The organism is Imbroritus primus, from assembly GCF_964332355.1.
Classification (GTDB): Bacteria; Pseudomonadota; Gammaproteobacteria; order Burkholderiales; family Burkholderiaceae; genus Imbroritus; species Imbroritus primus.
This window is the reverse complement of record NZ_OZ201293.1, coordinates 788,117-803,333: the sequence shown is the minus strand read 5'-3', so window position 1 is coordinate 803,333 and position 15,217 is coordinate 788,117. Positions and strand designations below refer to the sequence as shown.

Sequence of the window (15,217 nt, the reverse complement as noted above, 5' to 3'; positions counted from 1 at the left end):
GGCATGGGCCGATCAGGCCCGCTTGGCATCTTCCAGGATGAACTCGGCAGCGCGCTCCGCGACCATGACGATAGGCACGTTGGTGTTGCCGGACACGAGGGTCGGCATGATGGAGCAATCGACGACACGCAGCCCGTCGATACCGTACACGCGCAGGCGGTTGTCGACAACCGCCATCGGATCGCTGGCGACGCCCATCTTGGCGGTCCCGGAAGGGTGGAAAATCGTGGCACCGTATTCACGGCAGAAATGCAGGATCTCGTCATCGGTGCGGACGTCCTTGCCCGGCCGGAACTCGCGCTTCATCAGCGCATTCATCGGTGCGGTCTCAGCCACGCGACGCGCGAACTTGACACCGGCGATTGCCGTGCGGCGGTCGAGGTCGGTGCTCAGGTAGTTCGGCTGCATCGAGGGTGCCTCGAACGGATCGCGCGACTTGATCTGCACGCTGCCACGCGACTCGGGGCGCAGCTGGCACACCGAATATGTGCAGCCCGAGAAGGGATGCACATCGCCGCCCGCCATGTCGGCCGACAACGTAGCGAAGTGGAACTGGATATCGGGCGTGGCTGCCTCCTGCGGCAGTGCGCGGCAGAACATCGCTCCCTGGTTGATACCAACCGCCAGCGGACCGCTGCGGGTCAGCAGCCACTGCAGGCCGATCTTGGCCTTGCCGAAGATTGAATGCAACTGGTCGTTGGTGGTAATCGGCTGGCTGACTTCATAGATCAGACGGATCTGCAGGTGGTCCTGCAGGTTCGCACCGACACCCGGGAGGTCATGCACCACCGGCACGCCGTGCGATTGCAGCAGGCTGGCCGGGCCGATACCCGACAGCTGCATGAGTTGCGGTGACTGGAGGGCGCCGGCCGACAGGATCACCTCGCGGCGCGCCCGCAATTCGATGGTCTTGCCGCCCTTGACGTAGCGCACGCCCACCGCGCGGCGGCCTTCCATGATGATCTGCGTGGTATGGGCATCGGTCTCGATACGCAGGTTCGGGCGGCGTTCGGCCGGCCGCAGGTACGCCACCGCGGTGGAGCAACGCTTGCCGTTACGCGTCGTCAGCTGGTAGTAGCCGACCCCTTCCTGTACACCGTCGTTGAAGTCCTGGCGGCGCGGCACGCCGAGCTTCTGGCCGGCCCCGATGAAGGCCTCCACGAGCGGATGCTTGGCCTTGATCGAGGTCGCGTTCAGGGGCCCGTTGGTACCGCGCGTGGGACCTTCGCCCAGGTCGTTGTTCTCCAGCTTGCGGAAATACGGCAGGCAATCGTCCCAGCTCCAGCCTGCATTGCCCAGCTCGGCCCAGTGGTCGTAGTCGGCCTTCTGGCCACGCACAAAGATCAGGCCGTTGATCGAACTCGAACCGCCCAGGGTCCGGCCACGCGGCCAATAGATCTTGCGGTTCAGCATGTTCGGATCGGGGTCGGTATAGAAACCCCAGTTCAGCGTCTTGTGGAACATGGTCTTGCCGTACCCGATGGGGATATGGATCCACATCGACTTGTCGGCCGGACCGGCCTCGAGCAGGCAAACACTGTTACGGGAATCTTCCGAGAGACGGTTGGCGAGAACACAACCGGCCGAGCCGGCGCCAACCACGATGTAATCCACTTCCTGCGACATGGTCGCTGTCTCCTGTTGCGGTTCGTGGCACTGCGCATTGCGCTGCGGCTCACGACTCTTATAATGAAACTGAAACAATACGTTCCACTATCGAACTTAAACCATAAAAAGCCAAGCACGATCGCGATAGGAGACAGGAAATGAAACGTAATTCTGACAAACCGTTTCAGAATCGCACTGCAACATCGGTCAGCCGCGATCCCGAGGCGGACGATTCCCCCGCCACACCGGACGAAGCACGCGGACTACGTGCCCTGACCGTCCTCGAACTGCTCGCCCAATCCGCCCAGCCGCAGTCGCTGGCGCAGCTGGCGCACCGCATGCACGTGCCCAAGACCACGCTGATGCGCCTGCTGGCCGCCATGGAGCAACATGGCTACGTCCAGCACACGCCCGCCGAGCGCGGCTTCATTCCCGGTCCGCGGGCCAACGGCCTGGCACTGACCACCCTGCGTGGCCCGACACTACTGCGGGAATGCCGCGTCATCCTGCGCGGCCTGGTGCAAAAACTCGGGGAAACCTGCAATCTCACCGTGCCCGACCTCGACCGCGTGCTGTATGTCGACCGCGTAGAGACCAACGAAGCCCTGCGGCTGCACTTCACGCCAGGCACACGCGTGCCGATCCACTGTACGGCCAGCGGCAAGCTCTTCCTGGCCTCGCTGTCGCGGCTCGAGCGGCAGCGCACGCTGGCCCACCTGCCGCTGCCCCGCGCCTCGCCCCACACCATCGTCGACCGCCAGGCGCTGGATGCCGAACTCGACCGTATCGCGCAACGCGGCATCGGTGTCGACAACGAGGAGTTCATTCGCGGCATGGTCGCCGTGGCGGTTCCTGTGACCGGCCCCGATGGCAAGGTGGCGGCCGCCGTGGCCTGCCATGCGCCAACGGCCCGCATCTCGCTCGAGGAATTGCTGACCGTGGTGCCGCACCTGCGCAACGCGGCGGAAGCCATGCGCACGATGCTGTTTCCTGCGGCCTGAAACCAGCGCGCAGGGATACCACCCTGTTCTCAGCCCCTCGTCAGCGAAAAAGAAGGCAGCCCGCAGGCTGCCTTTTCTTACCACTGTTCCGCAATCTTCAATCGCTGCACCTTGCCGGATGGCCCCTTGGGCAGGTCATCCAGGATGCGGATGCATTGCGGCGTCTTGTATTTGCCGAGCCGGTCCAAGCAAAACCCACGCAGGTCTTCCTCGCTGACCTGGGTATCCGGCTTGAGCACCACCGCCGCATGGATCTCCTGGCCATAGTTGGGATCCGGCAGGCCGATGGCCGCCGCTTCCAGCACGGCCGGATGCTGCAGCAGAACCTCGTCGATCTCGCGCGGCGCGATGTTTTCGCCACCCTTGATGATCAGCTCCTTGATGCGCCCGGTGATGAAGTAGTAGCCCTCGGCATCACGGTGCCCCAGGTCGCCGGTATGCAGCCAGCCCTCGGCATCAATCGTACGGGCCGTTTCTTCCGGATTCTTGTGATAGCCGCGCATGACGTTGGCGCCGCGCAAGGCGATCTCGCCTGTCACGCCATCGGGGAGCGGCTGACCGTCGGGACCGATGATGCGCGCCTCGACGCCGCAGGGCAGGCCCGGCGATCCGTAGCGTTGTGCACCCTTCTCGTGCGGATTGCAGAACACCATCGAAGCGGTTTCGGTCATGCCCATGCCTTCGATCACCGGCACGCCGAAACGCTGCTCGAAGGCGCGATGATGCTCGACCGGCAGTGGCGCAGAGGCCGAGCGGCCGAAGCGCACCCAGGGAATCGGACGGTCGTTCTCGGCCGGGGCATTGAGCAGGTAGGCGATGATAGTCGGCACCATATTGAGCCAGGTGCAGTGATACTTTTCTACCAGGCTCCACCACTGGCTCGCGCTGAACTTGCGCGGCGCGACGATGCTGCCGCCGGAGCAGAATGGCGTCAGCGTACCGATCACCTGCCCGTTGATGTGGTACAGCGGTAGCGCGGAGAGCACGCGGTCGTCCGGCGTCAGGCTGTGCCACGCGCCCATGGCGCGCGCTGCGTGCAGCAGGTTGGCGTGCGTCAGCGGCACGCCCTTGGGCAGGCCCGTGGTGCCGGAGGTGTACATCAGCAGGCCGACATCGCTGGCGTCCGGCTCGATGCTGTCGACCAGTTCCGTGTCCGCGGCAAACGTCAGTTGCGCCTCGTCCGGATCGATCTCGATGATGCGCGGCGCGGCGCCACTCTCGGCCAGCTTGCCGGCGATCTCCGCCACGCGGGGTGCCAGTTCGGCACAGGTGAACAGCACGGCGGCATCGCTATGCACCAGGGCATGATGCAGCTGCGCCGGCGTGGACAGCAGGTTGAGCGGCACCGTGACGCGGCCGGCCACCATGGTGGCGAGAAACAGCAACGCCGCCTGCGCACCGTTCGGCAGGAACAGCGCTACGCGCGCACCGCGCGGCACACGGGCGGCCGTGAGCCAGGCATCGAACAGGCGCGCCTGTTGCGCCAGCTCGCCATAGGTAAAGGTACGCCCCGTTTCCGGCGCGATCAGCAATTCCGCATCGGGCCGCAGGCGGACATGTTCCTGCAACACGGCGCTGAGCGTCGCCGGCAGCGTAGACGATTGAGATACGTCGGACATCATGCAACTCCCGCCAGGCTCAGCGCCCGTACTTGTCGAAGAACGCCCCGAAGATGTCCGCGTCGGACGGCATGCGGGGGGCGATGGGATACGCGATGCGCGTGATGTTCATGTAGTTCGACACATCCATGTTCGACGAGAAATTGTTCCCGCCCCAGGTGCCGCAGCCCATCGACAGCGAGAACGGCAGGCCGTTGTCGAAGTTGCCGCCGGTGGCGATGGCATGCGGCTGGTTGACGATGACGCGCGCCACCGGCATGGTCAGGCCGATCTGCAGTGCGCCTTCGGTCGCTGCCTTGCCCTGCGCATGCAGGCTCACCGAGTGACCCGCACCCTGGTAGGCGTAGATGTCGGAAACGATGCGCGCCGCATCCTCCAGGCTCTTGGCGCGATAGACCGTGAGCACCGGCGAGAGCTTCTCGCCGGAGTACGGATACTGCGGGCCCGTGCCGGTCTCCTCGACCAGCAGGGCGCGCGCCTGGCGCGTGGCCGGCGCTTCGAGCTTGGCGATCTCCGCGATCTCGCCAGCGGCGCGCGCCGTCACGTCGGACGACAGCTTGCCGCCCGGCCACATGGTTTTCTGCAGACGCTCCTTGTCGCCCGCATCGAGCAGCACCGCGCCCTGCTTGGCCAGCGCAGCCAGCATGGCATCGGCAACCGGTTCGACCAGGATGACGCTGTTTTCCGACGAGCAGCTGGTGGCGTTGTCGAAAGTCTTGGACTGCATGATCTTGGCAGCCGCAGCTTCCACATCGGCGCTGGCGTCGACGATGGAGGCAACGTTGCCCGCACCCACGCCGAAGGCCGGCGTGCCGCTCAGGTAGGCAGCGCGCACATTGGCCTGGCTGCCGGTGGCGACCACCAGGTCGGCCTGCATCATAAGCGCATGGGTCAGCGACTTGGACACCGGGATCGGCAGCATCTGCACCAGGTCACGCGCCACTTCGGCATCGAGCCCGGCACGCTCAAGTTCGGCGTGCACGTACTTGAGCAGCTGTGCGCATGTGCTCGCGCCCTTGGGCGAGGGCGCGACAATCACGGCGTTGCGGCACTTCACGGCATTGATGATCTTGTTGGCCGGCGTCGCCCCGGGGTTGGTGGACGGCGTCACCGCCGCCACCACGCCCGCGGGACGGGCAATCTCGATCAGGCCGAGTTCCGGCTTTTCCGCAATCACGCCGACCGTGCGGCGGCCTTTCAGGTCGCGCAGCAGGCCGAGGGTCTTGCGGTAGTTCTTGGCGATCTTGTCATCGACATTCCCCAGGCCGGTGTCGCGCACCGCCATTTCCGCGAGGACGCGATTGCGGCCCGGCTCCATGATGGCCCAGCCGATGGCCAGCGTCAGTTCGTCGATGCGCTCCTGCGAGAAGCCCTCGATAGCTCGCTGCGCGCGGCGTGCGCGCTCGATCAGGCCTGCCACGGCCTCCATGGCGTCCGGATCGGTGGACAGCGGCAGATGGGGGGTCGATGCCATAGAATCTCCGTTAATGCTTGGTTACTGAATCAATCTTCTTATTCGGTCGTGATCTTCGCGTCGTTGACCAGCTTGGCCCACTTCGGCAGTTCGCGCTTCACCACCGCGCCAAGACCGGCGGAATCGCTACCCACGGCTTCCGCGCCCTGGGCCAGCAGCTTTTCCTTGATGTCAGGCTGCTTCACGACTTCGGCAATGGCTTTCTGCAGGCGCTCGACCACGGGCTTGGGCGTATTGGCCGGCACGAACATGGCATACCACGAGTCCACTTCGAAATCGGCAATGCCCGACTCCTGAACCGTCGGTACGTCCGGGAACAGCGCGCTGCGCTTCACGGTCGACACGGCCAACGCCTTCAGCTTGCCCTGCTTGACGAATTGTGCGGCAGCCGGAATCGACACCCACAGCAGCGGCACCTGGTTGCCCAGCACATCGCTCACAGCCGGGCCACCGCCCTTGTACGGCACATGCGTCATCTGCGTGCCGGTCTTGAGCTTGAACATCTCGCCCGCGATATGGCCAGGCGAACCGTTGCCCACGGAAGCATACGACAGGCTGTCCGGCTTGGCCTTGGCCATGGCGATCAGTTCCTTGACGTTATTGGCCGGCAGGCTCGGATGCGCCACCAGGATCTGCGGCAGCGAAGCCACCATCGACACCGGGTCGAAATCCTTCTCGGTGTTGAAACGCAGCTTCTTATAGATGGCCGGGTTGATCGTGTGGGACGACAGGGTAAACAGCACCGTGTAGCCATCCGGCTGCGCCTTGGCGGCCAGTTCGGTGCCGATGACACCAGCGGCGCCGCCGCGGTTTTCGATGATGATCGGTTGGCCCAGCTGCGCACGCAGCTTGTCTTGCACGATACGCGCGATCACGTCGGTACCGCCGCCGGGCGGATACGGCACGATCAGCGTGACCGGTTTGTCAGGATACTGCGCGAAGGCCGGCGTAGCCGCCCCCAGCGTCACTGCCAGCGTCAATGCGATGCCGCGGACCACTACCGAAAATCGGGACTTGCGTGATACTTGAACGTCGGGTTGCATGGCTTGTCTCCTTGGAGGTTTCCCCTCCTTATGGTTTCGTGCTACAGCGGGATCCGTTCACCGGGTGCCCGCAGCCACCTCTCCTGTTACCCCGGGCTCGTGGCCCAGGGCAGCGGAAGTCGCGGCCGCTGCACGACAGAGTGCCGCGGCCAGCGTCGGCACGCGGCGGCTGATAAAGCGAATACTCGGTACGCTCATGCCAAGCGCCGCGACAAGGCGGCCCTGGCTGTCGAAGATCGGTGCACCCAGACCGCACACGCCAAGGCGCCACTCTTCATGGTTAAAGGCGTAGCCACGGGTGCGCGTCTCGCGCAGGTCGGTCACCAGGCTCTCATAATCCTGATGGCTTTTCGGGGTGTAGGCCGTTAGCACAGGCAGCTCGCGACGCAACCACGTTTCGCCAGCCTCGCCCGCCGGACATTGCCAGGCCAGCAGCGCCTTGCCTGTGGCCACGCATTGCGCCGCGGCGCGGCCACCGACCTTGGAATAGGCCGCGACCGGCTGCGGGCTGTCGAACTTGTCGAGATAGATGACTTCCGCGCCTTCACGCACCACCAGGTGAATCGTTTCCTGCGATTCCTGCGCCAGTGCAGCCAGTACCGGCTGGGCGATGCGCTTCACATCGAGGCCGCCCACCACCTGCGCGCCCAGTCCGAACAACTTGAGCGTCGGGCCGTAGCTGGCATCCGGAAACTGCCGGGCATAACCCAGCGCCACCAGCGTCTGCAACGTGCGGTGCGCATTGCTGCGCGCCAGGCCCATGGCCCGCGCCACGTCGGAGACCCCGCAGGGCGTGCCCTGGGCCACCAGGTATTCCATGACCGCCATGCCTTTGGCGAGTGTTTTGTCCATTTGTTCTAAATAATAGAATGCATTTCTGATATTTAGAATACATGATCAGAACAGCGATGGATAGCGCTATTTGCAGAATGCCGTAAAAGTGAAATGAAGCGTTCCGCATTGCTCAGAGCAAAGCAATTTAAATGGATTTTGAGTCACTTTTTTATATGGCTTTTATCGAAACGGCGTGTCCCAAATCTGGATCCACCTTAGATGCTCAGGAACATATGTAATTTTTCGGTACATAACGTTTTATTTTTTGATATTCTTCTAGTCATTCCTCGTCATATGTCGGCCTTACGCCATCGCCTGCGACAACCAGGCGCTGATGGCAGCCCGCGAAAGAGCGGGGGCGAGGGTAGGCAACCCGGCAAGGCGTACAATCAGGGCGTCTCGTTTTCTGGAACGGAGGATCGATTGAAATCCACCACAGCGGCAGCGAAGTCCACGGCTGGACGCGGCACACCCGCCATCGTCGTGCCCGATATCACGCCCGCGTTCGACACATCTGCCGAGCGCGGCGATACGCCGACCCTGCGCGCGTTCGCGCTGCTCGAATTCCTGGTCCGCGCCGACCGGCCGCTGACCCTGGCGGAAATCATGCAGGGTTTCGACGCACCGAAGGCCTCCTTGCACCGCATGCTGGCCGCGCTGGAAAACGGCGGCCTCGTCATCCGCGAGCCTGGTCCGCGCAACGCCTACACGGTCGGGCCACGTCTCGCGCGCCTGGGTCTGGACATCGTGACCCACTCCGGCCCGCGCCAATTGCGGCGCGCCATCCTGGCGAGCCTGGTGGCCGATATCGGTGAAACCGTCAACCTGACCATGCTCAATGAAACCGAGGTTCTGTACCTCGACCGCATGGAAGCGCCGTGGCCGCTGCGCCTCGACCTCAAGCCAGGCTCGCGTGTGCCCTTGCACTGCTCGGCGAGCGGCAAGCTGCTGCTGTCGCAACTGCCGCCGGAGCGCCGCAGCCAGCTGGTGCGCCAGCTGAAGCTCGAGCGCTTCACGCCGAACACCATCACCAATGTCGAAATGCTGGAAGCCGAGCTGGATCGCTGCGCGGACAAGGAACTCGGCATCGACAACGAAGAATTCGTCGCCGGTATCGCCTGCGTGGCGGTGCCGGTGCGCGACACCAACGGCAAGATGGTTGCCGCCATCGCCATTCATGCGCCTACGGCACGTTCGCCGCTGTCGCGCTCTCTCGAATTCGTGCCGCGCGCCCTGCAGGCTGCGGCCGAGCTGACGCAAACGTTCTAGCCGAGGACGCCGCACGGGCGTGTACGGTATTTGGAGGAAACATGGCAGCAAGTCCCGCCGCTCACGGCACCCAGCATCCGGCGCTCGATGCGCTGATCCAGCGCGCCGCCGCGCGCGCCGACAAACCCGTCATCGCCGTGGTCTACCCGTGCGAAGCGCAGGCGCTGTCGGCCTGCCAGGACATCGTCAAGGCGAACATCGCCACGCTGGCACTGGTTGGCCCGGCGACGCGCATCCGTGAGCTGGGCGCGTCCCTCAAGCTCGATCTCGGTAGCATGACGCTGGTCGATACGCCAGACGACCCCAAGGCCGCAGCACAGCGCGCTGCCGAAATGGTGCGCGACGGTTCTGCCACGGTCCTGATGAAGGGCAGCCTGCACACCGATGAGCTGATGGCCGTGCTGGTGTCACGCGATGCCGGTCTGCGTACCTCGCGCCGCATCTCGCACGTGTTCTACTTCAGCCTGCCGCGCTACGACAAGCCGCTGATGCTGGCCGACTGCGTGGTGAACATCGCACCCGACCTGCCGACCAAGCGCGACATCGTGCAGAACGCCATCGATCTGGCGCATGCGCTGTCGATCAGCGCACCGAAGGTAGGCATCCTCTCCGCCACGGAATCGGTCAATCCGGCGATCCCCGGTACGCTCGACGCCGCCGCGCTGTGCAAGATGGCCGACCGCGGCCAGCTGACCGGCGGCATCATCGATGGCCCGCTGGCCTTCGACAACGCCATCTCGGCCGAAGCCGCGCGCATCAAGGGTATCGCCTCGCCCGTGGCCGGCCAGCCGGACATCCTGATTGCTCCCAACCTGGAAACCGGCAACACGCTCTACAAATCGTTCGTGTATCTCGGCGGCGCGGAATGCGCCGGCCTGGTGCTGGGTGCGCGCGTGCCGGTGGTGCTTACCAGCCGCGCGGATTCGGCCTATGCCCGCCTGGCCTCGGCCGCGCTCGGCGTGCTCGCGGCCCGCTGAACATTGGCAACCGCCCGGCAGCCGGGATGAACCGGGTGCCGGGGTGCCCGGTTAGTTCACCAGCCAGGTCCGCAACAGACCGGCCAATGCCAGCGTGAACAGCAGAATGGAAATACGCTGGCGGAATGCCTGCTGTCCCACGTCGCGCGACATGTCGCGATGGTACAGCCGGTGACCGAGGCGAATGCCCACCACCATGGCCGGCGCCAGCGCGCACGCCAGTGCAAACGTCTGCCAGTGCACGATACCACCGGCGTATGACAATCCCAGCGCCCAGATATCCATGACGAACAGCAGTGCGATCATCGTCGCGCGCAGTTGCGCGGCAGCCACGCCCGTCAGCAGGAACATCGCCGCGACGGCGAGACCGCCGACGGCGGCGATGCCGCTCATCACGCCGGAAACACCGCCCGTGGTCCAGCGCAAGGAGCCGCCCACCGGCCGACCCGAGTCGGGACGCGAGTAGCCTGTCAGCAGGATCGTGCTGAGTACCAGCAGCGACAGCGCCACCATCAACCGCAGCGTGTCCTCGTTGAACCGGGTGAGCATCCATACCCCGAGCGGGGTGGTGATGATGTTGGCAATCGCGAGCGGTGTAAGCCAGCTCCAGTCGATGTGCCGGCGAATGGCCGGCAGCAACGACAGGCTTGCCGCGATTTCCATCAGATACATGACTGGCACGATCTGCGCCGGGGATATCACGATGGCGAGCGTGCCGACCACCATCGCGGAAAACCCGAATCCTGCGTATCCCCGTACCACACCTGCAACAACCACTGCTGCTGCCGCCAGCGCCAGCATTGCTGGCGACAGCCCAAACCAACCTTCTATCACATCCTTCCTTTCCAAGGTACCAGCCAGGTTTCGGCGCGACGCATCAGCATGTCGAAACCATAGGCAATCAAGCCGATCAGGATGATACCCATGATCACCACGTCGGTCCGCAAGAAATTGGATGCGTTCAATACCATCTGTCCCAGGCCGGCGGTTGCCGCGACCATCTCGGCGGCCACCAGGGTGGTCCAGCCAAAACCGATGGCGATGCGCATGCCGGTGAGGATTTCCGGGAGCGCAGCCGGCAACACGACATGGCGGATCACCTGCCAGCGCGAGGCGCCCATCGAATACACGGCGTTGATCTGCTCGATGGCCACCGACTTCACGCCGGCCTGCGCCGACATGGCAAGCGGTGCGAAACAGGCCAGGAAAATCAGAATGATCTTGGAGGTCTCGTCGATGCCGAACCAGATCACGATCAGCGGCAGGTAGGCCAGCGGCGGCAGCGGACGATAGAACTCGATGGGCGGATCGAAGATGCCGCGCGCAATGCGCGACACGCCCATCAGCACGCCGATCGGTACCGCGGTGACCACGGCCAGCGCGAAGGCGCCGAACACGCGGACCATACTCTGGCGGAAATGCTCGAGCAGCGGCAAGCCGCCTTGCAGGTCACCGTTCCATGCGTCGATGAACGCCGTATAGATTGCCTTGGGACTCGGCAGGAACAACGGCGGCACCCACTGGAACGTGGTGGCGACCCACCACAGCACCAGCAGCGAGATAACGGTTACGGTCGCGATGGCAGTGCTCGAGCCTTCGCCCGGCAGCCGGTACCCGGATACAGCCTTCATCGGCTTGCTCTTGGCCTTAGCCGTCGGCAGCGCCGCGGATTTCACACTGGTAGCAGCCATTTTCATTCCTCTGCCGTGGTGTTGTGGATGAGATCGACGATTTCTTCGCGGTAGCGGATGAATTCGGGATCGGATTTCACCAGACGTGCGTCGCCGCATTCGAGAAACCGGCGCGCGAATGGCAGTTCATAGGTATGAGCGATGCGGCCCGGCGACGGACTCATGACGATCAGGCGGGTTGCCAGGAACAGCGCCTCTTCCACACTATGCGTGATGAAGAACGCGATCTTCTGCTCGCGCGCCCACAGCTTCAGGATCAGCGCCTGGATCGACTCGCGCGTCAGCGCGTCGAGCGCGCCGAGCGGTTCGTCCATCAGCATCACCGCCGGATCATTGGCCAGCGCGCGGGCGATGCCAACACGCTGCTGCATGCCGCCCGACAGCTGGTACACCGGCTTGGCGGCGACCTTCTCGAGCCCAACCTGGCCCAGTTTTTCACGGGCAATGTCGTAGCGCTCCTTCTTGCCCATGCCGCGCAGCTGCAAACCCAGCGCGACATTGTCGATAACGTTCAGCCACGGCATCAGCGCGTGCTTCTGGAACACCACGCCGCGTTCGGCACCGGGACCGATCACCGGCTTGCCATTGAGGCGGATCTCGCCCTCGGAGGCTTGCATGAAGCCCGCGATGCACGACAGCAGTGTCGTCTTGCCACAGCCGGAGGCGCCCAGGGCGACCACAAAGTCGCCGCTTCCCATATTCAGATTGACATTGGACAGCGCCAGCGTTTCCTCGCCGTCGCGTCCTGCGTACTTGACGCTGAGATTTTCAATTTCGAGAGTAGCCATCAAACGAGCTTCCAGACAACGGATGAGAAGAGGCGCCGCGCATGCGTCTGCACCAGTCACTGGCGCCTTTCTCCAGAATGGTGCGGTCCAGGCCTCACGGCCGCGCCGCACCGCCGTGACGCCCTCAGCGGGCGCGCTTGACCCACTCGTCGGTGACACCGCCGCTGTAGTCAGGCAGAACTTGCTGGATCGTGCCCTGCTCCTTCAGGAACTCTGCTGTGGATTTGAGCGACTTGGCCGCACCGCCGCCCAGCCACTTGGCCGACGCCTGCTCTTCCAGGGTCGGGAACTTGTACAGTGCCAGGCTGCTCGGCACGTCTTCCGGCTTGGCGCCGGCGATGCGCGCCACCGATTTCACCATCGGCGAATCGGCAGTCCAGGCGGCCTTGTTGCTGCGGTACTTCTCGTCCGCGGCGGCCAGAATCTTGACGAACTTGACCATGAAGTCCGGGTTTTCACGCGCGAACTTCTTGGTGACGACCATGCCGTCGAAGGTCGCCTTGCCGGTCTTGTCGGAGATCTCGCCGGAGGTCACCAGCACCTTGCCGTTCTTCTTGATCTGGTCGAGCGCCGGATTCCACACAAAGGCCGCGTCAATGTCGCCGCGCAACCAGGCGGCGGCAATTTCCGGCGGACGCATGTTCATGATGCGCACGTCCTTGGGATTGACCTTGGCCTGCTCGAGCGCTACCAGCGTGTGATAGTGCGTGGTGGAGACGAACGGCACGCCCAGGCGCTTGCCTTTCAGGTCGGCCACCGTATTGACGTTCGAACCGTTGCGCGCCACCAGCGCTTCGGCCGCGGCGATGTCATCCAGGATCCAGAACAGTTGCAGGTCAAGGCCTTGCGAGAGCGCAGCGGCGATGGGCGACGAGCCGGCTTCACCGATCGCGATCTGCCCGGAAGCCATGGCGCGAATCACGTCGCCACCGCCCGTGAACTGGCGAAACGACACCTTGTAGCCCGTCTGCTTCTCGACTTCCTTCAAATCGTGCGCAACGCGCCATGGCACCACCATGTCCTGGTAGGCGATGGTCACTTCCTTGGTCTGGGCCTGCGCCGCGACCGCGCCTGCCATCACTGCGAGTGCAACTACGGATTTGATCCAGATACGCATCTTTCTCTCCTTGTTGTCAGAACGGCAACGCACCACTGGGTACAGCAACGCGATACTGCCTTCGGGTAAAGCAACGGTTGATTTGCTGCAAGTCACACTACCGGCACCGGGATGCCGTGCACGGAATCAGTGCGCAGAAGAGAAGAGGAAAGTCAAAGCATGAGGCATGCCAGTGTCTCCTGTTTTTTTGAATGCACGGGCGCTCTTTGTCGCCTCGTTGCTACCGCCGGGTCCTGCGCGGACTGCCGGATACTGCTGCTGCCTGACGGGTGTGCCAGCCGTCAATCTGGTATCACACCGTCCAACATCATGGTTCAGCTTAGCCAACACTGGGCTACCCTGGGTAGGCCCACACAGCATAAATGCTGGGTCCAGCTGGACCAGGGCGGTCCAGCTGGTTGCAAGCGCCTTAGCGCTGCTCGTCGCGGTAGGCCCACCAGTGGTACAGCATGCGCTGGCCCAGTCGGCGGAACGGACGGAAGGGGTGGGTGGGGAGCTGCGACGTGAAGATCGGCAGCTTCTGGTTGGCCGCCCGCCCGGCGATCTGCTCGGCCATGCGCCGCCCGGCCTGCGCCGAGTAGCTCACGCCATTGCCGCCGTAGCCAAAGGCGTAGAACACCTGCTGGCGTGGATCGGGCTGGTGGATGCGCGGCATCATATCGTGGCTGACGTCGACCCAGCCCCACCACGAATACTCCAGCGGAATGCCGGCCAGCACGGGGAACTTGCGGGCAATACCGTCTTCCAGCAGCTTCTGGTGCACGGCGCGCGGCGCATCGGCGCCCGTAATGGCGCTGCGGCTGCCGAACTGCAAGCGGTTGCCGGGCAGCAGACGATAGTAGTAGCGCAGCATGCGGGTGTCGGTGAGCACCTCGCGCGTCTGGAAATTACAGGCGGCGATTTCCGCATCGGTCAGCACGCGCGTTACGCTGTTGTTCGACAGGATCGGCATGTAGCGGAACTTGACTGTCGGGTGCAGGTCCGGTGCGGTGTAGCCGCCCGTCGCGATCCCTACCGAGCGGGCACGCACAGTACCACCCGGCGTCTTCAGATAATGGAAGCCGTCGCGCGTCTCCCAGCCGATGACCGGGCTGGCCGTATGGATGCGTGCGCCCAGTTCCCGCGCCACGCGTTGGTAACCAAAGGCAAGCTTCATCGGGTGCACGCCGATGCCATCCGGTTCATGCATGGCGCCAGCACTTTCTGCGTCAGCCACGTATTTCGAGCGCAACGTCTGCGCGTCGATCATGGTGCTGTGGTAGTCGAAATGCTTTTCCATGACGCGCACTTCTGCCTCCATGCCGGCCAGCATCGCAGGCTTGTGGGCGATCAGGAAATGCCCGCCGGGCTGGGCATCGCATTCGATGTTGTAATCGCGCAGCAACGATTCGAAGGTCCGGAAGCCGTCGAGCACTTCGAGGTGCATCGCCTGGGCGGTCTCCATGCCCCAGCGCTGGATCCATTGCGAGCGCTTGAGGCGGCCCGTATTGTTCTGGGCCTGTCCGCCGTTACGGCCGCTACAGCCGAAGCCGGTGCGGTTGGCTTCGAGCACCACGGCACGGATGCCATGCTCGCGGGCGAGGAAGATCGCCGTGCACAGGCCGGTATAGCCGGCGCCGATGATGACGACATCGGCATCCATGTCGGCCGTGACCGGACCGTCGTCGGGTGGCGGCGTGCCCGCCGACGCGGCCCAGTAGGACGGGGGAAATTCCTGGCCGACGCCGGGACTGCGCGACACCAGCGGATCGTAAGTGGGATCGTACTTTGCCATGTTGGCGATTCCTTGGAAGATG

The 15,217-nt window shown here is 64.1% G+C and carries 13 protein-coding genes; 3 read left to right on the top strand and 10 right to left on the bottom strand.

What is annotated here, in order from left to right; translation table 11 throughout:
• Positions 1-12 precede the first annotated feature (12 nt).
• Complete coding sequence (locus ACQ3C8_RS03620) at positions 13-1,626, bottom strand: GMC family oxidoreductase (RefSeq protein WP_428852495.1); 1,614 nt, start codon at positions 1,624-1,626, stop codon at positions 13-15.
• 140 nt (positions 1,627-1,766) lie between these two features.
• Between ACQ3C8_RS03620 and ACQ3C8_RS03615 the strand changes: the two genes are divergently transcribed.
• Positions 1,767-2,609 (top strand): IclR family transcriptional regulator, encoded by an 843-nt coding sequence (locus ACQ3C8_RS03615; RefSeq protein ID WP_009521938.1) that lies wholly within the window; start codon positions 1,767-1,769, stop codon positions 2,607-2,609.
• Between the two features lie 77 nt (positions 2,610-2,686).
• On the opposite strand, the gene ACQ3C8_RS03610 is transcribed toward ACQ3C8_RS03615, so the two are convergent.
• Genes ACQ3C8_RS03610 through ACQ3C8_RS03595 form a run of 4 tightly spaced genes read right to left on the bottom strand, consistent with a single transcriptional unit; the run spans position 2,687 to position 7,597 of the window.
• Positions 2,687-4,228: an AMP-binding protein gene (locus ACQ3C8_RS03610; protein WP_009521937.1), complete on the bottom strand. Its 1,542-nt coding sequence runs from the start codon at positions 4,226-4,228 to the stop codon at positions 2,687-2,689.
• Between the two features lie 19 nt (positions 4,229-4,247).
• On the bottom strand, positions 4,248-5,702 hold the full coding sequence (gene sauS, locus ACQ3C8_RS03605; protein WP_009521936.1) for an acylating sulfoacetaldehyde dehydrogenase: 1,455 nt from the start codon (positions 5,700-5,702) through the stop codon (positions 4,248-4,250).
• 38 nt (positions 5,703-5,740) lie between these two features.
• Complete coding sequence (locus ACQ3C8_RS03600) at positions 5,741-6,745, bottom strand: Bug family tripartite tricarboxylate transporter substrate binding protein (RefSeq protein WP_428852494.1); 1,005 nt, start codon at positions 6,743-6,745, stop codon at positions 5,741-5,743.
• A gap of 57 nt (positions 6,746-6,802) precedes the next feature.
• Positions 6,803-7,597, bottom strand: a complete 795-nt coding sequence (locus ACQ3C8_RS03595) for an IclR family transcriptional regulator (RefSeq protein ID WP_428852493.1) — start codon at positions 7,595-7,597, stop codon at positions 6,803-6,805.
• A gap of 465 nt (positions 7,598-8,062) precedes the next feature.
• Here ACQ3C8_RS03595 and ACQ3C8_RS03590 point away from each other — a divergent pair, with 465 nt between their 5' ends.
• Both ACQ3C8_RS03590 and ACQ3C8_RS03585 read left to right on the top strand, forming a co-directional pair.
• Positions 8,063-8,848, top strand: a complete 786-nt coding sequence (locus ACQ3C8_RS03590; RefSeq protein ID WP_428853023.1) for an IclR family transcriptional regulator — start codon at positions 8,063-8,065, stop codon at positions 8,846-8,848.
• Between the two features lie 41 nt (positions 8,849-8,889).
• Positions 8,890-9,825: a bifunctional enoyl-CoA hydratase/phosphate acetyltransferase gene (locus ACQ3C8_RS03585; RefSeq protein WP_428852492.1), complete on the top strand. Its 936-nt coding sequence runs from the start codon at positions 8,890-8,892 to the stop codon at positions 9,823-9,825.
• Between the two features lie 51 nt (positions 9,826-9,876).
• Here ACQ3C8_RS03585 and ACQ3C8_RS03580 read toward each other — a convergent pair whose 3' ends face one another.
• From ACQ3C8_RS03580 to ACQ3C8_RS03560, 5 genes are all read right to left on the bottom strand, one after another.
• On the bottom strand, positions 9,877-10,659 hold the full coding sequence (locus ACQ3C8_RS03580) for a sulfite exporter TauE/SafE family protein (RefSeq protein WP_138750446.1): 783 nt from the start codon (positions 10,657-10,659) through the stop codon (positions 9,877-9,879).
• Positions 10,656-11,522 (bottom strand): ABC transporter permease subunit, encoded by an 867-nt coding sequence (locus ACQ3C8_RS03575; protein WP_138750445.1) that lies wholly within the window; start codon positions 11,520-11,522, stop codon positions 10,656-10,658. The genes ACQ3C8_RS03580 and ACQ3C8_RS03575 overlap by 4 nt, the downstream gene beginning before the upstream one ends.
• Positions 11,519-12,304, bottom strand: coding sequence for an ATP-binding cassette domain-containing protein (locus ACQ3C8_RS03570; protein ID WP_009521929.1), 786 nt, complete (start codon positions 12,302-12,304; stop codon positions 11,519-11,521). The genes ACQ3C8_RS03575 and ACQ3C8_RS03570 overlap by 4 nt, the downstream gene beginning before the upstream one ends.
• 124 nt (positions 12,305-12,428) lie before the next feature.
• The gene (gene tauA, locus ACQ3C8_RS03565) at positions 12,429-13,421 is read right to left on the bottom strand and encodes a taurine ABC transporter substrate-binding protein (RefSeq protein ID WP_009521928.1); all 993 of its coding nucleotides are present in this window, start codon (positions 13,419-13,421) and stop codon (positions 12,429-12,431) included.
• A 409-nt stretch (positions 13,422-13,830) separates the two neighbouring features.
• Positions 13,831-15,195 (bottom strand): NAD(P)/FAD-dependent oxidoreductase, encoded by a 1,365-nt coding sequence (locus tag ACQ3C8_RS03560; protein ID WP_009521927.1) that lies wholly within the window; start codon positions 15,193-15,195, stop codon positions 13,831-13,833.
• Positions 15,196-15,217 lie beyond the last annotated feature (22 nt).